General features: G+C 58.0%; 18 protein-coding genes. 3 read left to right on the plus strand and 15 right to left on the minus strand.

Going from position 1 to position 22,923, the window contains the following annotated elements; translation table 11 throughout:
• Positions 1-118: 118 nt before the first annotated feature.
• From N436_RS05885 to N436_RS05925, 9 genes are all read right to left on the minus strand, one after another.
• A complete protein-coding gene (locus N436_RS05885) occupies positions 119-2,473 on the minus strand; it encodes a TonB-dependent siderophore receptor (RefSeq protein WP_256589593.1) in 2,355 nt (784 codons plus the stop codon).
• Positions 2,474-2,606: 133 nt separating this feature from the next.
• Complete coding sequence (locus N436_RS05890) at positions 2,607-3,536, minus strand: FecR family protein (RefSeq protein WP_105945575.1); 930 nt, start codon at positions 3,534-3,536, stop codon at positions 2,607-2,609.
• 5 nt (positions 3,537-3,541) lie between these two features.
• Complete coding sequence (locus N436_RS05895; RefSeq protein WP_105945574.1) at positions 3,542-4,039, minus strand: RNA polymerase sigma factor; 498 nt, start codon at positions 4,037-4,039, stop codon at positions 3,542-3,544.
• Positions 4,040-4,148: 109 nt separating this feature from the next.
• Positions 4,149-6,572 carry a TonB-dependent receptor gene (locus tag N436_RS05900; protein WP_105945573.1) on the minus strand — a complete coding sequence of 808 codons (2,424 nt, stop codon included), beginning with the start codon at positions 6,570-6,572 and terminating at the stop codon, positions 4,149-4,151.
• Between the two features lie 91 nt (positions 6,573-6,663).
• Positions 6,664-7,587: a FecR domain-containing protein gene (locus tag N436_RS05905; RefSeq protein WP_110740596.1), complete on the minus strand. Its 924-nt coding sequence runs from the start codon at positions 7,585-7,587 to the stop codon at positions 6,664-6,666.
• Positions 7,584-8,105: an RNA polymerase sigma factor gene (locus N436_RS05910; RefSeq protein ID WP_110740597.1), complete on the minus strand. Its 522-nt coding sequence runs from the start codon at positions 8,103-8,105 to the stop codon at positions 7,584-7,586. Before N436_RS05910 ends, N436_RS05905 begins: the two co-directional genes overlap by 4 nt.
• 111 nt (positions 8,106-8,216) lie before the next feature.
• Entirely contained in the window at positions 8,217-10,652 is a 2,436-nt protein-coding gene (locus N436_RS05915; RefSeq protein WP_110740598.1) for a TonB-dependent receptor, read from the minus strand.
• Between the two features lie 91 nt (positions 10,653-10,743).
• Positions 10,744-11,709, minus strand: coding sequence for a FecR domain-containing protein (locus tag N436_RS05920; protein WP_110740599.1), 966 nt, complete (start codon positions 11,707-11,709; stop codon positions 10,744-10,746).
• Positions 11,706-12,242 (minus strand): sigma-70 family RNA polymerase sigma factor, encoded by a 537-nt coding sequence (locus tag N436_RS05925; protein WP_110740600.1) that lies wholly within the window; start codon positions 12,240-12,242, stop codon positions 11,706-11,708. The genes N436_RS05920 and N436_RS05925 overlap by 4 nt, the downstream gene beginning before the upstream one ends.
• A 325-nt stretch (positions 12,243-12,567) precedes the next feature.
• On the opposite strand from N436_RS05925, the gene N436_RS05930 reads away from it, so the two are divergent.
• On the plus strand, positions 12,568-12,753 hold the full coding sequence (locus N436_RS05930; RefSeq protein ID WP_177410869.1) for a hypothetical protein: 186 nt from the start codon (positions 12,568-12,570) through the stop codon (positions 12,751-12,753).
• 88 nt (positions 12,754-12,841) lie between these two features.
• Here the strand turns inward: N436_RS05930 and N436_RS05935 are convergent, their stop codons facing one another.
• A complete protein-coding gene (locus N436_RS05935) occupies positions 12,842-13,771 on the minus strand; it encodes a malate dehydrogenase (protein WP_110740601.1) in 930 nt (309 codons plus the stop codon).
• 456 nt (positions 13,772-14,227) lie between these two features.
• Between N436_RS05935 and N436_RS05940 the strand changes: the two genes are divergently transcribed.
• A complete protein-coding gene (locus N436_RS05940) occupies positions 14,228-15,613 on the plus strand; it encodes a GntP family permease (RefSeq protein ID WP_110740602.1) in 1,386 nt (461 codons plus the stop codon).
• A gap of 28 nt (positions 15,614-15,641) precedes the next feature.
• On the opposite strand, the gene N436_RS05945 is transcribed toward N436_RS05940, so the two are convergent.
• The 4 genes from N436_RS05945 to N436_RS05965 all read right to left on the minus strand — a co-directional run bounded on the left by N436_RS05945 (position 15,642) and on the right by N436_RS05965 (position 18,077).
• A complete protein-coding gene (locus N436_RS05945; protein WP_110740603.1) occupies positions 15,642-16,139 on the minus strand; it encodes a hypothetical protein in 498 nt (165 codons plus the stop codon).
• A gap of 104 nt (positions 16,140-16,243) precedes the next feature.
• Positions 16,244-16,735, minus strand: coding sequence for a helix-turn-helix domain-containing protein (locus N436_RS05950; protein WP_105945565.1), 492 nt, complete (start codon positions 16,733-16,735; stop codon positions 16,244-16,246).
• 539 nt (positions 16,736-17,274) lie between these two features.
• Positions 17,275-17,652, minus strand: a complete 378-nt coding sequence (locus N436_RS05960; RefSeq protein WP_110740604.1) for a hypothetical protein — start codon at positions 17,650-17,652, stop codon at positions 17,275-17,277.
• A gap of 197 nt (positions 17,653-17,849) precedes the next feature.
• On the minus strand, positions 17,850-18,077 hold the full coding sequence (locus tag N436_RS05965) for a hypothetical protein (protein WP_105945563.1): 228 nt from the start codon (positions 18,075-18,077) through the stop codon (positions 17,850-17,852).
• 836 nt (positions 18,078-18,913) lie between these two features.
• Between N436_RS05965 and N436_RS05970 the strand changes: the two genes are divergently transcribed.
• Positions 18,914-20,161, plus strand: coding sequence for a hypothetical protein (locus tag N436_RS05970; protein ID WP_110740605.1), 1,248 nt, complete (start codon positions 18,914-18,916; stop codon positions 20,159-20,161).
• 384 nt (positions 20,162-20,545) lie between these two features.
• Here N436_RS05970 and N436_RS05975 read toward each other — a convergent pair whose 3' ends face one another.
• Positions 20,546-22,909, minus strand: a complete 2,364-nt coding sequence (locus N436_RS05975; protein ID WP_110740606.1) for a GGDEF domain-containing protein — start codon at positions 22,907-22,909, stop codon at positions 20,546-20,548.
• Between the last annotated feature and the right edge of the window lie 14 nt (positions 22,910-22,923).

Genomic DNA, 22,923 nt, shown 5'->3' on the forward strand with positions numbered 1-22,923 from the left:
GCGCAGCCCATCGCCGGCAAGCCAGCTCCCACACCGACCGCATCGCACTCAAGCCATGCGCTGTACCTGTGGGAGCCTGGCTTGCCGGCGATGGGCCGCAAAGCGGCCCCTTGGGCACTCACCAGTTATAGGTGACCGTCCCGTAAACCGTGCGCTGCTGCCCATACTGGCAGCCCATGTCGCTGAAGCACCCGGCCACGTACTCCTTGTCGAACAGGTTGCTGGCATTGAGCGCCAGCTCCACACCCTTGAGCGAAGCATCAAGCTTGCCCAGCTCGTAGCTGACCATTGCGTCCACCAACACATAGCTGTCGACCTTGAAGCTGTTCTGCGCATCGCCATAGGTACTGCCCACATAGCGGGTGCCCGCGCCCAGTCGCAGCCCGCCTGGCAACAGATAGTCCGCCCACAGCGAGGCCATGTGCTCCGGTGTGCGGAACGGTGTGTTGCCCTTGTTGCCGCGTTCGGACTTGGTCACTTCAACATCGTTCCAGGTGTAGCTGCCGATCAGGTTGAAACCCGGCGCCAGCTCGGTCTTGGCCTCCAGTTCCACACCGCGCGAACGCACCTCGCCTTCCTGGCGGCTGAAGCCGTTGACGTTCTCGGTCACGTTCTGCCGGGTCAGCTCGAACACTGCGACGGTGTACAGGCTATTGCTGCCGGGCGGTTCGTACTTCAGGCCCAGCTCATACTGCTTGCCGGTTTCCGGGTCGAGCTGGGTGCCATCGGCAGTGGTGCCCATGACTGGCAGGAACGACTCGCTGTAGCTGAGGTAAGGCGCCAGGCCATTGTCGAACAGATACACCAAGCCGGCACGGCCGCTGAACTGCTCGTCCTTCTGGGTTTGCGGGGCACGGTCGTCCTTCTGGTTGGCCGCCCAGTCGTAGCGGCCACCCAGCAGCAACACCCAGTTGTCGATGCGCAACTGGTCCTGCAGGTACACACCGGTCTGGGACAGTTTTTGCTCATAGCTGGCAAAGCTGAACGGCACCGTGCTCAGCGGCTGGCCGTACACCGGCTGGAACGGGTCGAAGCTTTGCAGGATGAAGTCCAGCGACTGCTGCTGGTCGAACTTGCCGTTGTTGTAGTCCACCCCCGTGAGCAGCGTGTGCTCCACCGGCCCGGTAGCGAAGTTGGCCTGGACGTGGGTGTCCACCGTGAACAGGCGGCCATCGCCCTTGCGTTGGTCGCTGTAACGCGAATACTGCCCACCGCCAACCGGGCCGAACAGGGCGATCTCGCTGCTGGCCTGCCGGTAGTTGCTGTAGCGCACGTTCTGGCGCAGGGTCCACACCTCGTCGAAGTGGTGCTCGAACACATAGCCCAGCGAGGTTTTTTCGTTGGTCATGAAGTCGTAGGCACTGTCGCCCACGTAGGTGTCGCGGTCCAGTCGACCACGCGCATCTCGGAACACGGTACCGCTGGCGGGCAGCGCGTTGGCGAAGTTACCGGTCTGGCGCTGGTATTCGCCAAGCAGAGTGAGCTCGGTATCGGCACTGGGGCGATAGCTGAGCGCCGGGGCGATGTACTGCCGGCGATTGGTGATGTGATCGGTCTGGGCATCGGTTTCGCGGAACAGGCCGGTCAGGCGATAACTCCAGATGCCTTCGTCATCCAGCGCATCACCCAGGTCGAACGCGCCTTGCTGGTAGTTCAGGTTGCCTGCCTGCAATTGCACTTCGTGCAAAGGCTGCTGGGTGGGGCGCTTGCTCACCAGGTTGATCTGCCCGCCTGGGTCCGAAGCACCGTACAGCACCGAGCTGGCACCGCGCAGCACCTCGATGCGCTCCAGGCCGTAGGGCTCTGGCGCGTCCCAACCGAGAAACTCCGGCAGGAAGGTGCGAGTGCCGTCGCGCAACATGCGCCCGGTGCCCTGCTGGAAACCGCGGATGGACAATTGATCGACGACGAACTGCGGGCCGGCCAGCTCGGTGTTGACGCCCGGGGTATAGCGCAGCGCCTGGGCCACGGTCTTGGGCTGCTGGGCCTCGATCTGCTCGCGGGTGATGACCGAGACCGAAGCCGGGGTTTCGATCAAGGGGGTGTCGGTCTTGCTGCCGACCGACGAACGTTTGGCCACGTAGCCATCGTCCGGGCTGACCGAACTGTAGGCTTGGCCAACGATCGAGGTCGCCCCCAACTCCAGCGCGCCGGACGATTGCGCGGCGGGCTCCAGGGTGACACTGGCGCTGCCGGTGGAGCGCCAGGTCAGGCCACTGCCTTGCAGCAATTCGGACAGTGCTGCTTCCGGTTCATGCCTGCCACTGATGCCGCGGCTGCTCTTGCCCTGCACGAGGTTGCCATCGAAGATCACCTGCAGCCCGCCCTGCGCGGCCAGGCGATTGAGCGCGCTGGCCAACGGCTGCGGGGCAATGTCGAACTCACGTGGTTCAGCCAGGGCCAGGCCTGGCAGCAGCGCGCACAGCAGCGAAAACGACGTCATCGACGCCCTGCGGAATTGGCCTTGGATCATCAACACTCCCCCTTTCAAATACGAAGCATTCGTTTTTGAAAGGGGATGACGGATGACTGCAGCAGACCCGTAAAAATAGTTTTGATACCGATTAAGGGATGGCACCGGCAAAGCCGGTGCCATCCACCGCTAGTCAGTCACGCGCCTCAAATACCAGCAAATACGCCGAGTAGCGCCGGATACTTAACGGAAAGGCCTGCTCCAAGGTCGCCAACCCTTCATCCAGCCGGTCCAGCCGGAACGTGCCGCTCACCTTCAAGCCACGCAATTGTTCGTCGCCGATCACCAGCCACCCCGGCCGATAGCGCTCCAGCGCTTTCAACACCTGCGCCAGTGGGGCCTGCTCGAATACCAGCCGCCCCTCTTGCCAGGCCAATGCACTGTCCACATCCACCCGATGTTTGCTGCCTGACCGCCCAGCCCCCCGCCCCACCGCTTCACCGGCAGCAAGCTCAACCCGATCCTGCGCATCGCTGACTGCCACCCGCCCGCGCCTGACCACCACATCCACCGCCGCGCCCTCGCGGCTCACTGCGTACACAGTGCCCAACGCCGCTGCCTGCACCTCCCCCGCCTGCACGGTAAACGGCCGAGCCGGGTCATGCGCCACGTCGAACACCGCCTCGCCCTTGCGCAAAGTGATGCGCCGCGCCCCGGCAGTCAGCTCGACGTCCACCGCCGATTCGGCATCCAGGCTGATGCGCGAGCCATCACTCAGCGCAACAACCCGGCGCTCGCCTACCCCGGTCCGATAATCCGCCCCCCACTGCCCCTGCCAGGCCAGCGCCAGGCCGACGCCCAGCACCAGCACAGCCGCACTGGCCAGTGCCCACTGCCGAGCCGGCGTACGCCGACGCAACGGCGCCTGCATCTGCCCACTCAAGGCCCATAGCCGCCGCGCTTCGACAAATGCCTGCTGATGCTCCGGCGCCTGCGCGCACCAGGCCCGCGCCGCCTCCACATCGCCAGGTTGCACATGCCCCGACGTCAAGCGCACCACCCAGGCCTGGGCAGCCCGACGTACGTCAAGTGAAGGGTCGAGAGGAGCGGATGGCTTGTGCATGACCGTCAACGTTGCAAACTCTGGCCCAGAAAGTCCAGCGCTATGGCCAGCTGCTTCTCGACCGTACTCACCGACACGCCCAACTGCTCGGCTACCGCCTTGTGCGCCATGCCTTCCAGGCGGCACAGCAGAAAAATCTCCTGGCAGCGCGGCGGCAGGCGCTGCAACGCCTCGGCCATCAACGCCAGCTCACGCCGGGCAGCAACTTCGGCAAAGGGTTCTGGGCTCTCGCCAGTGACTTCGTACAGATAGGCCATGCCCTCGTCATGCTGCCCCCGCGTGCCACGGCTGCGGGTGTGATCGATGACCAGGTTGCGGGCAATGCGAAACAGCAGGCTGCGCAGGTTAAGCACCGGGCCACGGGGCGGCTGACGCAGCATGCGCAGGTAGGTTTCCTGCACCAGGTCGGCCGCTGTGTCGGTGTTGCGCAACTGCCGGTACAGGAACGCGCGCAACTCCCCCGCATGGGTCTTGAAAGCCAGTTCCAGCTCTTCGGTCTTCATGCTTGGGTGCGACCCGGACGGGGAGGAAGCCGCTGACTTTAACGATAAGGGTTTTCATTTACAACGGGGCAAGCACACGCCGCCCTCCCCCGTCGTTACCGGCTGCCAATCAGAACCGGTACTCCACACTGGTCATGAAATTGCGCGGTTCGCCATACACCACCCAGCTGTCGGCATAGCCGTAGTACGTCTTGTCGAACACGTTGTTGAGGTTGAGCTTCACGCTCAGGTCGCGGGTAACGTCATACCGCGTCATCAGGTTCACCACTGCGTAACTGCCCTGGGTGAAAGTGCGCAGGTCCTGGCCATACTTGCTCTGCCAGTTCACGCCGCCGCCCACGGTCAGCTTGTCCAAGGCGCCCGGCAGGCGGTAGGTGGTGAAGGTTTTCACGCTGTGGCGCGGGATATTGGTGACGATGCGCTGGTCGTCCTGGTCGGTACTGACGCTGTAGGCATAACCGGCCATGGCCTGCCAGCCTTCGGCCAATTCGCCATCCAGCGACAACTCAACGCCTTCAGTGGTAGTGCCCTGCTCAAGGGTGTAGATATCCGGGTCACGCAGGTACACGGCCAGGTTGTCCTGCTCGATTTTGAACAGCGCCAGGCTGGCATTGAGCTTGTCGTCGTTGAAGCTGCCCTTCACCCCTACCTCGTAGCCTACCCCTTCCTGCGGATCCAGCGCCTTGTTGTTGATGTCCTTCATGCCGTATTGCTGCGGGTTGAAGATTTTGGTGTAGCTGCCGTACAGCGACCAGGTGTCGTTCAGGTCGTAGACCAGCCCGGCGTACGGCAGGAAGATGCCATGCCGGTTCTGGCTGTCCTTGGTACTGGTGCCGCTGTAGCTGATGTTCTCGTTCTCGCGCTTCCAGTCGGTCACCCGGCTGCCGAGGATCAGGTGAGTGTTGTCGGTGATATGAAAGCGCGACGTCAGGTAGGCCGCGTACTGGTTTTCGTCGATCAGGCTTTTGCCCACCGGGGTGGTGTCCGGGCGTGGGCCGCTGCCATCCCAGGTGAAGAAGTTGTCGATGGTGCCGTCATAGCCGGTCCATGGCCCGTACCAGCCGCCCCGCTCCGGGGTGTGCTCGCGGTAACGAGACAGGGTGGTCCCCACGATCAGCTCATGCTCGCGGCCGAACAGGCTGAAGGGGCCGGTGACGTAGGCGTCCAGTGTGTTCTGCCGTGGGGTGCCGGACCAGCGGTTGGGGTACATGTAGGCACCGGCGCCAGTCTGCTGGTCGATGCTGCCGTTGAGGTAGTTGGTCAGTTGGTCGAAGGAGTTTTGCGTGTGGCTGAGTTCGACCTTGGCGCTCCAGCCATTGTCGAACGTGTGCTCGATGGAGCCGAAAAGGTTGGTCACCTTGCGGTCGTAATAGGCCCAGTCAGGCGAGCTGTTGGTCGAGCGCGGGAAGTCGGTTTTCTGGCCATTGCTGAAATACACCGGGAAGCCCGCACGCAGCGGCGAGTTGGTGTGGGTGTTGGCGTAGCTGAAACCCAGGGTGAGCAAGGTCGACTCCGCCAGGTCGAACTCGGTGATGCCATACACCAGCGCGGCATCCGACGACATGCGGTCAACCCAGTACTTCTGGTCCTTGTAGTCCACCACCAGGCGCCCGCGCACATTGCCCGTTTCGGTCAATGGCCCCGAAGCATCGAAGCCCAGGCCGTAGCGGTCCCAGCTACCGGCCTCGGCGGTGACGCTGAACTGCGGCTCGAAGGTGGGCCGCTTGCGGATCAGGTTGATGGTCGCCGAAGGCGTGCCGGTGCCGCTGATCAACCCGGTGGCGCCCCGTACGATCTCGACCCGATCGTACATGGCGGTGTACTGGGTGGAGTTGTCGATGCGCGACGAAGTCGGCACACCGTCGATTTCGAAGTTGTTGATCTGGAAGCCACGCGACCAGTAGGTGTTGTTCTCGGCGCCGATGCTGGTATGCGACGCGGTGATGCCTGGCGTCTGCTCCAGCACCTCGTTGAGGGTGGTGAGCTTCTGGTCATCCAGGCGCTGGCGAGTCATGACCGTCAGCGATTGCGGGGTTTCCTTCGGCGTCAGGTTCAGGCGCGTCGAGCTGCTGGAGGAATACGTGGTGTACAGCCCGGTGCCTTCGGTAGTCGACCCCGGCGCCTTGCCGGAAATGCTCAAGGTCTCCAGCTGCACACTGTTACCCGCGCGGGCTGGCAAGGTGATGACGAAGCTGCTGGCATTGGGCTGGCTGAGCTGCGCATTGCTGCCGGCCACCAGGGTGCGAATGGCATCGCCCGCGCTGAGCTGGCCCAGCACCGCAGAGGATGACTGGCCCATGACTTCACTGGCGCTGTAAATCACCTGATAGCCGCTTTGCGCGCTGAACGCATCGAGCGCATCGGCCAGTGCCTGGGCGGGGATGTTAAAACTGAAACGTTGGCTCTGCGCCTGCGCAGCGTTTGCCTCGGCAGCCTGCACTGGCAACCCGGGCAATGCAGAGAAAAAGCTGGCCGCCAGCACGGCACTGGCCAATGGGCGGCGGTTGAAAACAGAATCGCGTGGGTGCTGCATGTGTACTCCCCGGAAAAATGCAAATGCAAATATTTCTTATGTGTGGGGTGTGACGCAGCAGAATCGGTAATCCCCGCGCGGGTAAAAAAAATTATCGAATGATCAGCCAATGCCCCAGCAACGGGTGGGCTTGCAGTTGTTGGCTACTGACCAAGGCATCCAGGGCGCTGTCGGCGTTGTCCAGGTTGAAACTGCCACTCACCAGCCGCTGCCCGGCCTGTTCGTTCAGCAACACCAGGCGCTTGCCTTGGTAACCGGCCAGTTGCTGCAGCACCTGTTGCAACGGCACCTCACGCACCCGCAGCTGCCCGGTGCGCCAGGCCAGCAGGCGCTCGGCATCAACCGTTTCCGGCGCGCTTACCCGCTCGCCCTGAACTTCCAGGCGTTGCCCCGGAGCGAGCAATTGATGTTGTGCCGGCGTGCTGACTTGCACCCGGCCGCTGAGCAATACCACCTCATCACCTGCCGCTGCGCGGCTGACCGAAAAGCGCGTGCCCAGCACTTCAACCTTGGCCTCGTCGACGTGCACCACGAATGGCCGACCGTCGTGCACCACATCGGCAAACAACCGCCCTTGGCGCAGCCGCACGGTGCGTGTAGCGCCCTGCACGTCCACATCCACCTCGCTGGCGCTGTCCAGCCACAGGCGGGAGCCATCGTTCAGCAGCACCTCGCGGCGCTCGCCCGCCAGCGTGGCGTAGTCGCTGCCCAAGCCCTGCAACGCCGGCACCGACAGCCAGACCGCACCAGCGGCCACTAGCAGGCAGGCAGCAGCCGCGTAACGCGGCCAACGCCCGGCCTTGGCACGGTCGGCCTTGCGCACCCGGTGTGCGGGCAGTTCAAGGGTTTGCCACAGCTGCTCCACCTCGGCATATGCCCGTGCGTTTTGTGGTTGCAGCCGCCAGGCCTCGAACGCCGCATGCTCTTCGCTGCCAGGGTTTTCGACGCGCAGGCGGGTAAACCAGTCCAGGGCTTGCTGGTGCGCGATAGGGTCGTGGTCGGGAGAGACGGTCATGGCGATTCAGTCTTGATGCGGGCATCCAGCGCGGCGGCGGCGCAGTGGCTGAGGGCTTTGTTCAAATGCCGCTCGACGGCGCGCTCATTGATGCCAAGCCGCGTGGCGATGTCCTTGTAGCTCATTTGCTCCACCCGGGCCAGCAGAAACACCTCACGGGTGGGCGATGGCAAGCCATCGATCAACCGCTCCAGATGCGCCAGCGTGTTGCCCGCCATCGCACTGCGCTCGGGTGTGGTATCGGTCAGTAACTGGTCCAGCGCTTGCTCGTCGTTCACCCCACGCACCTGGGTACGGCGGGCGTGGTCGATGCTCAGGTTGGTGGCGATGCGGTAAAGGAACGCGCGCAGGTTGCCAACCTGGCCGTGCTCGCTGTGCAGCAGGCGCACGAAGGCGTCCTGCAGCAGGTCCCGGGCAGTTTCGCGGCAGCGCACCTTGCGGGTGAGGAAGGCCAGCAATTCGTTGCGGTGCCGTTGGTAGAGCAGCGACAGGCTGCGGGCTTCCTGCTCGTCGGACATGGGCTGGCGCGTGTGCTGGGGTGGCTGGAGCGGCGATGCTAGCGTTGTTGAGAATTGATCGCAAGTGTAAAACAGCGACGCGGCCGCTCCTGCACCGACCGCGTCAACCGCTTAGAACCTGGCCCGCAGCGCCAGGTTGAAATTGCGCGGCTCGCCGTAGAAGTTCCAGTAGTTGGGGTTGCCCAGGGTCTGGTAGTACTTCTTGTCGAACACGTTATCCAGGTTGTACTGCACCTCAAGGTTCTTGTTGATCTCGTAGATCGCATGCAGGTTGGTCAGGTGGTAGGCGTCCTGCTGGATTTTGTAGTCTTCGCCAACCTCGGTCTGGGTCATCTTGCTTTGCGCATAGAAGCTGCCGCCTACACGCAGCTGGTTGAGCGCACCTGGCAGACGGTAATCGGTAGCGACCTTGAACAGGTGGCGTGGCGAGGCGCCGTTGAAGTCTTCGCCTTTCTGCTCACCCGCAATGTATTTGGACTGGGTATAGGTGTAGCCCGCCGACACGTTCCAGTTCGGCAACACCTCACCGGTCAGCTCCAGCTCGATGCCTTTGTTGCGCACCTTGTCGGATGCACGGTAGCAAGCAAAGGTCTGCGCACACGTCACCCGCTCGGCACGGCCAGTCTGGTCGGACTGGAACAGCGCGATGGAAGTTTGCAGGCGCTTGTCCAGGAACTCACCCTTCAAGCCGATCTCGTAATTGCTGCCGGTCATCGGCAGGAGCGTATTGCCATATGGGTCCTGCGAACTCTGTGGCTTGAAAATTTCGGTATAGCTGGCATAGGCCGACCAGTTTTCACTCAGGTCCTGCACCAGGCCCGCATACGGAGTGACTTCGCCACTCTTGGAGAAGTGCTTATAGTCTGTGGGCTCACGCTTGCCATTGGTGTCGTCCAGCGAATCGTGGCTGTACCAGCTCCAGCGGCTGCCGAGGATGAACGTGGTGGAGTCGGTGAGGCTGAACCGGCTGGCCGCATACACGCCCTTCTGCTCCTGGGTGCGGTTGTATTGCCACTGGTTGACGTTAAGGCCGGTCGGCCTGGGCGGGTCGAACGCCGCCAGGTTGTTCATGTCGACGATGTAGCGGTAAGTGGCATCGCGCCCGCCGTGATAGTCGAAGTCGTCCTTGTTCCAGTTGCCGCCCACGATCAGCTCATGCTGGCGACCCAGTAGCTGGAACGGGCCGGTGAAGTAGCCGTCGATGCTGGTCTGGGTGTCATCGAAGCGAAAGTGGCGCGGGTTGAGGGTGAACAGGTCAGTGCCACCGCCCGGGTAGGTATAGTTACCCAGAAAGTCAGACTTGGCCCACATCTGGTTCACGGCCACCACGCCCTTCCAGCCGTTGGCGAAGGTGTGCTGGATATCGGCAAACAGGGTGGTATTGCGCTTATCCAGGTGGTTCCAGTCGCCAGTCAGCGACGTGGACCGCGAAATCGGGTAGAACGCGCCGCTCTCCTGGCTGGGCAGGCCCGACCAGTCGTAACCAGAGTTGCGCTCCTTCTGGTAGGTGAAACCGAAGGTGGCCAAGGTCGACTCATCCAGGTCGGCTTCGATAATGCCGTAGAACAGCTGGTTTTCTTTCTGGGCGGTGTCCAGATAGCTGTTGGCATTGTTGTACGAAATGACCGAGCGACCGCGCAGGGTACCCGCTTCGTTCAGCGGCGCCGACAGGTCGACCATGGTCTTGTAGTCGTCCCACGAGCCGACCGATGTTTCGATCAACGCCTGGCGCTCGGCCGTGGGCCGCTTGCGAATCAGGTTGATGGACGCTGACGGGTTGCCCGCCCCTTCCATCAGGCCGGTGGCACCGCGCACCACTTCCACGCGATCGTAGATGTCGGTGTTGGGCTTGGAGATGGTGTCCATCGAGTACGGGTTGCCGATGTTGGTCGGCACACCGTCGATCTGCAGGTTTTCGACTGTCTGCCCGCGCGCCTGGTACAGCGAGCGCTCGCTGCCGTTCTTGATGATGGTGATGCCGGTGGCATTGCGCATCACGTCATCGAGGTTTTTCATGTTCTGGTCATCCATGCGCTGGCGGGTGACCACGGTGACCGACTGCGGCGTTTCGCGCAGGCTCATCGGCAGCTTGGTGGCGGTGGACGAACGGCCCGTGGCGTAAGCCCCCGTGCCCTCCGTCACATCGCCAAGGCCCTGACCGGAAATGGTGGTGCTACCCAGGGTCACTGCGCCTGCCGCCGCTTCGGCCTGGCGCACCAGCTGGAACTCCCGTTCGCCCGTGCGCACGGCTTCCACACCGCTGCCGGCCAACATTTGCGCCAGCGCCTGCTCCACACTGGTGGCGTGCACCACCTGGCTCTGCTTGTTGGCCGTGAGCGTGGCATCGCCGCCAATCAACAGCCCGGCCTGGCTGGCCAGCAGGTTCAGTTGCCGCGCCAGCGGCCCGGCCGGGATGTCGAACACCACGCCTTGCGCCGCTGCGCCGGTGTTGTCGGCCTGGGCAGCGGCAACATGGCCACCAAGGGCAAGGAAAATGGCAAGGGCCAGTGGATGACGGCGCAGGGAAGCAGAATCGCGAAGCAGCATGAAAAGGGTCCTTCCGGAAGCAGGATGAAGTAGCGTCATCCCACCAAGCGCATGAGCACCTCAAAACCAGAAAAAGAATTTTGAAAATTTTTCAGCGTGCTTCGATCGAGACCCACCAAGGCAAGGTGCGCACCACGCGAATGGGCAACGCACGTTCGAGCATGGCCAGGGTGCGGTCGGTGTCCAGCAACGGGAAGGTACCCACGGCGCGCAAGCTGTTCAGCGCGGGATCAATGCCAAGGTGGCCACGGCGGTAGTCGCGCAGCACATCGACCACCTGGCCCAGCGGCATGTCTTCCGCCACCAGCACGCCACGGCTCCAGTCCTGGCGCAAGGCTTGTGCAGCCGCCGACGCGCCGGCCTGCTGCGCGTCGAACACCAGCATGTGCCCGGCGCCCAGCGTGGTTTGCACACCACTGTCGGAACAGGTGGCCTGCACGGCGCCTTCGAACACACTCAAGGTGGTTGTCAGCCCTTGGTCCCGAACGCTGAACCGCGTGCCGAGCGGTTGCATGCGCCCTGCCCGCGTCACGACGGCCAGGGGACGAGGGTCTTTGCCGGTTTCTATCAGGATTTCGCCACGATACAGGCGCAGTTGCCGTACATTTTCATCGAACTGCACATCCAGCGCCGTGCCGCCGTTCAGCCACAGCTGGCTGCCATCGGCCAACGTGAGCGGCCGCACCTCGCCCAGGCCGGTGCGGTAGGTAGCAAACCAGGCGCGCGGCGAGTCCACCCAACCCCGCTGCCAACCGCCCCACCCCAACAACCCCGACGCACCCGCCACACACAGGCTGCCAAGCACGGCACGGCGCGATTGCTGGCCACGGCGAACACTGTCGAACACCTGCCGGGCCTGCTCTGCCTGGCCGTCGAGGTTGCCAAAACGCTGGTTGATGTTTTCCACATAGGACCAGGCCAGGCGATGGCGCGCATCTTCGTTCAGCCAGGCATGCCATTGTGCGTTGGCGGCGGGGTCGTTCTGTGCTGCGTGCAACCGCGCGAACCAGCCGGCAGCCGCTTGCAGCACGGCATGGTCGAGTGGCGCCCGGCTCATGTCAGCGCGTCGTCCAGGTCCACTTCCAGTAGCAGGCACTGGTACATCGCCTGGGCCAGGTAGGTGTTCACGCTGCGCTCGCTCACGCCCAGTTGCTCGGCGATCTCGCGTTGCTTCATGCCCTGTAGCTGCGCCATGAAGAACGCCTCGGCCACCCGCTTGGACATGCGCTCGAACATCGCCTGCAATTGCTCCAGTGTTTCGAGGATCACGGCCTGATGCTCAAGCGACGGCACCAGGTGCTCGGGCTGGGCTGCCAGCACTTCCAGGTAGGCCTGCTCTACCCGCCGCCGCCGCCAGAAGTCCACACAGGCATTGCGCGACATACGCCCGAGGTAGGCGCGCGCGTGCTCGTGGTCATTGAAGGCGCGGGGTTTGGTGAGCAGCCGCACGAACACATCCTGCGCCAGCTCCGCCGCATCATGGGCATTGCCGAGCTTGCGCTGCAGCCACTGGCGGATCCAACCATGGTGGGCACGGTAGAGGGTCTCCAGTTCGAGGCCCGGGGCAGGAGCACTGGGAGGGGCATTCATGGGGGACGCCGTTGTGCTAATAGGAATTATTAGCAATGGTAGCTTGGATGAATGGGGGTGGGCAATTGGGATGGTATCCAGTTCGAGCTCGGCAAAACCAAGGCATACATACCGAAATGGGTTCGGTGGATCCCGCTACACCTACTCGAACACCCTTTGGCCAACTGAATCAAGATTGTAGGAAACGTCTGGGATTAGCTCATCAATAGAGCCAAAACTCGCACTTAATGATATGAAAACACCTGACTGCAAGTGTTTGTCTCAATCGCTCCGAGTTACGAACTCAGCGAGATGGTCACCGCATTGGTCATTAAGGTGGAATGAAATGCACGACATCAAAATTGAACGTGTTGCCAAGGCTATTGAGCTCAACGCAGGCCAACATCTATCTGACCTACGACAAGCACTCAAAGAAGCCAAGATGGGCAACGGTAAGGTAACCACGCCAGAGCAAATCTTGAGCCGCCAGGCCGGCTCGCAAGCTAAAGAGTCAACTCCTCATTGCCCATGAGCTTTCACAGTGACTGGCCAAGATTTGATCACTGTTTCCAACGGTTCTATCGTCGACCACTTCATCGGCGATAGAACCATCCCCTCGTTCACAACGCCTTCATCTCAGCAATATCCCGCGCCACCTGATCGGCAGAATGGTCAAACATCGCCTGCTCCTGCGTATCCAGCGGCAACTCGATCACCCGCGTAAGCCCCGCGTCCGCCAGTACACAAGGCACGCCCATGGCAATGTCCTTGCGCCCGTACTCCCCTTCCAGAATCGCCACCGCTGGCAAAATGCGGTTTCGCCCATTGGCGATGGCATCCACCATCTGCGCAATGGCCACGCCCGGCGCATCGCAGGCGCTGCCCATTTTTTTCAAACCCAGAATCTCGCCGCCGCCCTTACGCGTGCGCTCCACAATTTGCCCGATCTGCTCATTGGACAGGAAGTGGGAAAGCGGCACCGAGCCGATCTGGCAGTAGCGCATCAGCGGCACCATGCTGTCGCCATGCCCGCCCAGCACCAGCGCCGTGATATCCCGTGCCGAGAACCCGGTTCGCTCAGCGATAAAACACTTCATGCGTGCAGTATCCAGCACCCCCGCCTGCCCGAACACCTTGTCGCGCCCCAGGCCGCTGAGGCTCCAGGCACGATAGGTGAGCACGTCGACCGGGTTGGACACCACCAGCACCGTTGCCGTCGGGGCATGCTGTTTGATGTCGCCCATGATGCCATCCAGTATCGGCAGGTTGATGCTCAGCACATCCTGGCGCGACTGGCCGGGCTTGCGCGGCACGCCTGCGGTGATGACCACCAGCTCGGAGCCCTCCAGCATGTCGGCCTTGGCCCCGCCGTACACACGGGTATCGGAGCCGGACTCCACAGCGGCCTGCCACACATCCAGCGCCTTGCCCTGCGCCAGCTCACCCTGCACGTCCATCAACACCAGCTCACGGCACAACTCATCCCGGGCGATGATCTGCGCCGCCGCTTCGCCGACCAGGCCGGCACCTATGATTGAAAGTTTGTTCACCAGACACCTCCCAGCGGCGCGCGCCACCAGGAACACGCCTGCGTATAGAGAGAAGTATTGCCTGCCGGGGCTAAAAGGCCACTCGAATGTGATGCCTGACTGGTGCCATCACTGTGGGAGCGGGCGTGCCCGCGAACACCGGCACAGCCGGTGCCATCCACAGCGTCGCCTGCTTCGCGGGCTTGCCCGCTCCCACAGTAATGGCTCGATGCATCGCTCAAGAGACGACCACCTGCGCTTGACAGTGTCCGGTCACAACCGAAATACTTTGAAACGATTCATATAGATGACCAAATAACAAGGTGAATCGCTCCATGAATACCCCACCCAACAATGTTCATTTGCCGTGTGCGGAACCTCCATCCGTAGGCCTCAGTGCCATTCCTCTCGACGTCGAATCGTCCGCCTTCAAATCCTGAGTGCCGCCAGAGCGCCTGCCCAACCGAGATTCCTTGCATGACTCCTTTAGATATACAGCTGTTGCTGACTGCCTTGGTCAGTGTCCTGGTGCTGGTGGCGCTCATTGTGTCGCGCCTGAAGATGCACCCCCTCCTGGCCTTGCTGGTGGTGTCCATCGGTGTGGGTTTCGCTACCCACATGGAGCCCGGCAGCATCGTCTCCCACCTGCTCACAGGCGCCGGAAAGACCCTGGGCGCAGTCGGGGTGGTGATCGCGCTTGGTGCCATGCTTGGCAAAATTCTGGCTGATGCGGGCGTCACCGAGCAGGTCGCTGATGTGATCCTCAAACGCACACCGGACCGCATGATCCCCTGGGCCATGATGCTGGTTGCCTTTGTCATCGGCATCCCGATGTTTTTCGAAGTCGGCCTGGTGATCATGCTGCCGCTGATTTTCAGCGTGGCGCGCAAGCTGGAAGGCAAGGCGCGCTTCAAAGGCTCGGCGTATGTGTACGTTGGTGTGCCGGTGATTTCGGCGTTGGCCGCCATGCACGGCATGGTACCCCCACACCCAGGCCCCTTGACCGCCATTGCCGTGCTCAAGACCTCGGTGGGGCCGACCATGCTCTATGGCTTCCTGGCGGCTATCCCGGCAATGATTCTGGGCGGCCCGCTGTATGGCATGTTCATCTCAAAGCGTATGAGCACCCGGCCTGATCAGGCATTGCTGGACCAGTTCACCCTGACGGAAAAAGCCGACAACCAGCCCCGCCCCGGCGTATTCATCGGCATGCTGGCCGCGCTGCTGCCGGCAATCCTGATGCTGGTGCATGCCGTTGCCGAGATGCTGCTGCCCAAGGGCAATGCGCTGCTGGAAATGGCCAGCTTCCTGGGCAACCCGCTGATCGCCATGCTGCTGGGCGTGCTGTTCGCCGGCGCCAGCCTGGTACTGGCGCGTGGCGGCGACGCCGAACAGCTGCGTGATGCGTTGGGCAAAAGCCTCAAGCCTATCGCCTCCATCATCATGATCATCGCCGGCGGCGGCGCCTTTCAGGAGATGCTGACCAGCGCCAAGGTGGGCGATGCCATTGTGCACCTGACCCAGCAATCGGCGTTCCCGCCCTTGATCCTGGGCTGGCTGATCGCGATGTTGCTCTCGGTGTCTACCGGTTCCGCCACTGTGGGTATCGTCGGGGCTGCCGGCCTGCTGGCACCGCTTGCGGGGGCAGACCCTAGCCTCAACCTGCCATTGCTGGCCTTGTCCATCGGCTGCGGTTCGCTGTTCTTCAACTATGCCAACCATGCAGGGTTCTGGATGGTGAAGGAATCGTTCGGCATGACCATGGGCGAAGCCACCAAGACCATTTCGGTGGTGCAGTCCATCGTGGCTTTGGTCGGGTTGATGGTGGTGTTGGTGTTGAATGCGGCTGTTACTGTGGGTTGAGCCGGATTCAAAAAGCTTGGCCGCCGTGTTACTGCGGCGGCATTTTCCGGTAGCTACCGAAGGTATCGGCACAAGGCGCCAACCATTGGCGGAGGTTAGCATTCTGCGCCAGCGCCTCGGGGTCCAGCAGGCGTGCGCCGAAATTGGCATGGCGCAGAAAGCGCACATCCAGGCATTGCTCCAGTTGCCCGGCCAGCAGCGGGAAATCCATGAGGCTGTGCAACCGTGGCCACTTGATCAGCTTGCGATACCGCAGTTGCTGGGATAAGACCCGCAGGTCGTCGTTGGCGCGCCACTGAATGTCGAACAGCTTGTCGTGGCGCGACAGGTGGACCCACCAGTTACCGCTGGCAGTCAAGGACAGGTCGAGTTTCAAGCTGTCCGGCCGCAACTGGTTGCGCTTGTAAAACCAGTGCTCGGGAGGCTCGGTGGTGACATCGATGGAGCAGACGCTGTGGGATACCGCGTCGATCCCGAATGTGGCGAACCACTTGGCGATTTCCGGTTTGACGGGATGGCTGAACATGCGTGGCCTCCTGCTGAGAAATATCCATTGGGGCGAAAGTTTAAATGCCGGGCTTGGCCAGGTGATGCTGCTTGATCGCATGCCGTGAAGTGCGAGCATCAATCTCACTGTTCCTGAGTGCTTTTCCGTGCGCGTGGCGATGCCGGCCTCGACACTTCCTTCTTCGCTTTGGCTGCCGCAGGGCTTTTCCCTCGTTTCGGTCCGGCCACCACGTAAGAGCTGGCCGGCTGCAAAAGATTCGCCACCGGTCGCGCGGCCACAGCGATTGGCCCAGCCGCCTTCAACTGGCCGACATTGTTGCCGGCGACCGTTGCAGTGGGATTATCTTTGGCAGTCATCACCATACCCATCCGAATGCCAAAGAGACGCAGCACGGCATCCAAAGTGCTGAGCTTCGGATTCGACTTCCCGCTCTCCAGTTCGTACAGGCTTTTCGTGGAGATCTTGCACATGGCCGCAAAGGTCTCTTGGTCAAGCCCGGTCACTTCGAGCCGCAGACGGCGGATGGATGCCCCAATTGGATCGAGCCCCGCCGCGTTGCGCTTGACTATTTCCTCTACGAGCTGAGCGCGCTCTTCAGGCTGAAGTTTTTTCATCGCAGTCCCCACTCCACGAGTCGCTTGTCCAAGTTAGTCGTTGTCGCATGCGACAAAGCACCCTCCATCAGCAACACGCTCGGGGTTCTCAACCGTGAGCGTCGCAGCATCGCTCCATGGACCCTCAGAGAAAGCTTGGATCGTAAGTCTGAGCGGCATCGCCACACCATTAATCAGCACTTTAATGCTGATTGTCATAGTGTACACGGCAGGAACCGGCAATATTTTGCTGATTACAAACGTCACACGCAAAAAAATCGGCACCACACTACCGATTATGCATTCACAGCAATTTAGCCTCACACAGAGGACGAGGCTTGGAATCGGCCGGATTGCGGCCATCAACCTCTCGCGAGATAAGGCTTACGTCAAAGTCGGCCAGCATTTCCAGGGAAAAGCGGTCAAGCCAGTGGCCATGGCATCCTGCGAAGGCCAAGAAGCGCATCACACTGCTGCGAACGGTAGACGGCACATTAACGCTGAAACCACGCAAGGAAGACCGGGCACTCGCCTTCCACTACTCAGTGGTGACCTGGACATCAGCCCACTCCAAGGGGAAGCAATTCAACGTAGCTGGATTCCCCTCCACCCTGTGCCCCCGACAACCACCCCCAAACGAAATGCAGTGTAGTGCGCCCTGCTTCATCAACCCCTACCCTGCCACGTGACCAACCGGCGAGAACTTCACCGTCGTTAGTGATGCAGTGGTAAAGCAGCTCAATGGTATCGGGGCCAGTTACTCGGCCCACTTGATGGCCAGTACGAATCCGGCCGCCTTGATAGGTGCTGGTGATAGCAAACTCTTCGACCAGATAATGGAAAACCGTGCCGGTGCCCGAGAGGCCCTGGGAGTTGTTGGCGACAGCGAAACGACGATTGTGCAGCCGGTCTTTGACTTTGGCGTAAGCGCTTTCCATAGCAAGGTATCCTCGATGTTGAATGCCGAGACTAAAGCGCTTGCCATCGTGGCGGCAACGACAGGTAGGAGATTTTTCCGAATGCTTCGCGGTCAAAGGGTGAACCCTACCTGACTGGAATAAACCATCTGCCGGCCTTTAGCAGAGGGCCAGCCGCAGTGCCGATTGACTGGCCCGTCATTCATCAGTGATCTGGTCTAACTCTCCAGATCCTGGCCGTTTCGCTCCATCACTTTCCCACACTGCTCACTGGCCAAACGGCTGATGATCCGAATCGCTTGATGGATACCGGCCGTGTTGCGAAAGCTAAGTCGTGGGTTGTGTTCACACTCCAGCATTTCGTCATGCTGGACCAGGGCCTCGCCGAGCAGTTCTAGGGTCCAGGCGTAGCTTTGAAGGGTGGATAGGCGTTCTTGGTCAGTCATGGTGGGCCTCCGGCTTTGTGGAGACAGCGCGGTTATGGCTGAGGGCGACGCAGCCGTGGGCCGTCGAGGAACGACGGTGGAGAGCGAATGCGAGGATCCTGCTTGGACTTGAGATAAGCATGCATGAAACTCCAAGTTTTAGTTGGAGCTGCCACGATCCTTCCTACGGGATTGGGTGGCAGCTGTGTGCGGGGTAGGAATACCGGGAAACTTGGAAACCCGGCCAGGCCGAAGCCTGCCCACACACAGCCGCCATGACACAGCACGGCAGGCACAAAAAAGCGCCAGCTGTGGTCCAGGGGCGCCTAGTGCGTGCGCCAAGTTTACCAACGGGTTCCTACGCCCGGTCACGGATTTTACCGTGACGGAGAAATTTAGCCTCAGACCTCTAGCAGGATCAAGTGTTAAAGACGTAAGAAATGGCGACGAATAATGTACGAAAAAGCAGGGCAGTGTAGAGAAGAGCTAGATCCATCGCGCAACATACAGACTACTCTCAATCAACAAACCGTGATCAGAGCCAGAGCCGGGACGAGGATATCGAACCGCTGGCCTGTAGTAGCATAATGGAACTATAATATCCTTTAAAATCGATCTCATGGGCGGTGCCGATCAGCTCATGAGCCAAAATCATGAGTTCTACATTTCTTTTTCTCTGGAGCTCATCGGAGAACGCAGGCCACATTCAGCTGAGAAGGCAACTACTTATGAGGACGGATCCTTTGAGTTTTATCGAATGGTTTCCATGTTTGAGAAAGTCAAAATAACAACCCCCTTTGGAAGGTTTCGATTCTGAACCCACCCTGCTAAATTAATGAATGAGAGTGATATTAGGGATGAGCGGCGAACAACTTCGTATTAGCAACATGTCTAAAAATGATCTTCAGGAACTTTGGAAGCGATATTCGCCAGAAGAAATAAATGAATTGATATTGGGCTGCAACCAAAAGGAGATATCAACCCTATTTGGATTTATGTCGGAGAGAGGCGTTCAAGTCATACTAGACAGCCTCAGCAAAGACTCGGCGATAAAGGTCTTTACAAGCTTACGCAGTGCCAACCTAAAAAAAACATTACTCCTCGCATCCAGTGGCTTCCTCGATAGAATCTCAAGATTGCTACCAGAGGATCTATTTTGCGATGTTCTTTCCAATGTAGGACCGGAGCTTAGAAATAGGATAATGAAAGCGCTCCCTATAAAAGAAAAAGCTCATCTCAATGAGATTATCGAAAACAAACTAAATTTCTCTAGCCATATACGGCAAGCCATGTCGGAAGATTTTGGGGGATCATTAGAACGAGAAACCATAGGCAGACTAAAGGAACTCGAGGAACGAGAGAGGTTTTTAGAGCGCCGCCAGCGAGCTAGAGAAGAGCAACTTCTAGAGCAGTTTGAGTCTCTGAGAGGCCAGATAGTCCAAGCTGAGAAAGAGCTAAATTCTAGACAATCAAAAATGAAAAGCTTGGAAGCCAGTTACTCTAAAAAAGAGAACGAGCTTAAGGAAAACATCCGTCAACTTCAAGAAGAACACCAAAGACAAGTTCAAGAAAAAATAGAGATTAAAGTACCAGAATTTGTTGCATCGGCAATTAACTCTCTTGAAGGAAAAGAAAAAGAATTCGCTAAAAAGGCCACTACCTGGAACTATCAAGGTCATGGAGCCATTGGATTAGCTATAACAGCTTCAATTGTTGCATTTTGGTATGGAGCATACGCATTTAGCACTGCAGTCAAAACAAATATCGACTGGTTTTTCTTCTGCTTCCTTATTATTAAAGGCTTGGTGATAATTTCCTTATTTGCGGCTTGGGCCAAGCATGCTTATACGATAGCGAATGCATACATGCATGAATCCTTGAAACGAGCAGACAGAATGCACGCCATCAATTTTGGCAAGCTTTATCTTGAAGTTTATGGCAACGATGTTAGCCAGGCTGACATGAAGGCTGTTTTTGAGAACTGGAACCTTGATAGCGATAGCGCGTTCACAAAAATTAGACCAACCAATCTAGAGCCAAAAACACTAAGCCAAGTCTCACAAATTATAACCGCTGTTTCCAATGCGGCAAAAACAAAGGAATGAAACCTCAGGAAAGAAAAACCTCTAAGTGGCATAACCGCTTTGGAAGCACAACAACTGCGTTCGTGTTGCATGCACTAATAAAGCGCATACAACGCATCATAACCATCATTAAAACAATTATTTCTCTAGAATTTCATAGCGTGAATACTCAGCAGAGAATGACAAATTTAGACCTTGAACATCAAATTCGCCCCCTCGCAATCTTAGATTTTCAGACTTTCCAACCATTCAATTCAGATCATATTAATATCTTGCCACTCGACAGTGGGATTTTTAGTCGCCTCGATTTAAGAAACTTTTCTCATATAAACCCAGGCAACTAACCATATACATCTCCGCCAAGCATTCAAACCCTTAATCAAACTAAGCACTGGGTTAATTTTTTCACAACAGAATGGCCTCCCTTATAGTATCCCTAGCTCGATTCGAACTACGAGAATCGAAGCTCATTCCGATTGCAGTAGCAGCCATCAACTCAAATCTAACAGGGTCAAAGAGCTCCGATCTGGCAATTTTTGCTTCCGCCAGAATTGCTGCATATATAAAATAGCCGAGAGGGTGAATTTTTTTAACTTTCTCAAGCTGCTTAACTGTCAGCAAACTTAGAACCCTCAACGCCACATCAAATTGTTTTAGCGTATAACTACACAACCCGAAATTGGTTTTGTAAACCAATTGAGCCGGATCTCTATCAGCTGCAATTTTAAAGAGTTCCTGGGCTTTATCATTACGACCAAGATTCCTTGCCGCTAAACCACCTTGATTTAAAAGCTCTGGCGCGTCTACACCAAAACCGATTATCTTTTCAAAGTCAGCATAAGCTACTTCAGGCGCACTAGCTTCTCTGAGCCCTTGTAGTATTGATTTAGCCGTCTCAATACTGAAATGCCTCACTCGCTTAGCAAAATCAAAACCAGCAGAGGAAGCAGAAAGCCGCGCCAACTCGATATAATTTCCCGGCTCAACCTTATCAATACCGCGCTCATTCAAGCTAGCTAAGTCATTGGAGTCAAAAACTCCCGCCAGCAAACCAAGCTCAGGCAACTCATGAACCATTCGGTCCAAAAGCGTCGACAAAACCTCTGCTGCACTCCCCCCTTTGCCCCCAACTATACAGACCGAGCCCTTATCCAACACACCTACAGATGCCCCGATATTAAACGCTGCCTGCGCACTTTTAAAAAGCTTTGCCAAAGCTCCATTTAGAGCCGCAGAACCGTATCGCTTAGAGTACTCAGGCTCACGACTAAATCGCAGAACAATCGTAAAGAAATTCTGACCACTGAGCGACATATCGCTCAAAGCATTTTGCAACACCGGCAAGCCAGCGTCATATTGAGCTCCCGCGGATATAGAATAATACTTTGATGAGCTAGGCAACAAATGACCTATGCTCCCTGCCGGTATGGCCTCCAGTCTCGATGAGACAGGTATATCCACCACCCCCTTAGCACCATCAATATATGCAAAGGCCATTTCAGGCTGAGCATCAAACACCACAATACGGGCACTTTCGACCCTAGGATAAATGCCAATCGTCCTGACTGTGCGACCATCATTTATCTGGAACTTTCTATCTCCAGTATAGGTAGGATGAAATACCTTAAATTCCTGACCTAAAGATACCCCAACATTCTTTCCGATATCTATAGCAACAATACCGTTATCAGAATCGCACTCAAGAACCCTTCCGCACGAAGACAATATATCATCATAAAAAATTGATTGATTCCTTCCTGCGGCCTTAGCCCTATAAAGCGCGGCATCAGCCAACTCAAGCACATTCGAACAACCAAGTTTTACTTGAGCACCTCCCGCCGTAAAACTTGTTCTAGTATGTAAAGTCATACCAATACTAGTCGTTACAGTTCTTTCTTGGACAGGAGGCAAAAAAACAGAGCCAAGATCATCTTTCCCAGAAAGCCAACTCCACTCGTTATCCGATGGCAATACTTCATCGCAAATTGAGCGTCTGAATTGATCAGCCCACGAAGAAAATTCTTCTTTAGAAGCGGTCGCTACAATCAGAATCAAAAATTCTTCACCAGATGGGTGTCCGATATGAATTTCAGGGGAGCAGTCACTCTCAGCGATAATCCTTTCGGCTGTCCCCTCAAGTCTTCTAGCAAAGGCCTGTAAAACCTGATCACCATATAGGTGACCCCAGGTATCATTAACCTGTTTAAAATAATCAATATCAAGGGCCAACAGGCCTAGCATCATCGGCTGCTCAACTTCCTGAGCATCCGCACCCTGGACATGACCTTCGTCCAATGAAAGAAGCTTCCTATCAAGAATCTGCCTAAACGCATCTTTAGCAAGTAACTGTGTTAGCTGATTATAATCAACCCTGTACACATAATCAGACCGCTCTTGCGCAATAGATATTCTTTCTCTAAAAATATTTCGCCTAGGAGTACGAGGAGGACGTTCAAAAACAAGCTTAATAACAGCATCAAATTGACTTACATAATACCAGGAGATCACCCCCCCTGACTTGTAGTAAGATACAGGCTCACTGACTGAATTCTCTAAGCTTTCTATAGTAGCCTGACACGCGACACTTTCGCCACCGATCGAAAACCAATCACACTCTGATTTGTAAAACGCTGCAGACGTCACCTTTTCATTGTGTAAGTCAGAGGCCAGAGCCTCACAAAAATGCTTCAGCCTGCCTATTTTCATCCCTGCTCCACCAATGAAGTGAACGACTTGAATTCCTAGAAATTTCCTACAACCGATACTCATTTATCTGCTAGATA

Source organism: Pseudomonas sp. RV120224-01b (genome assembly GCF_003208145.1).
In the GTDB taxonomy this organism is placed as follows: Bacteria; Pseudomonadota; Gammaproteobacteria; order Pseudomonadales; family Pseudomonadaceae; genus Aquipseudomonas; species Aquipseudomonas monteilii.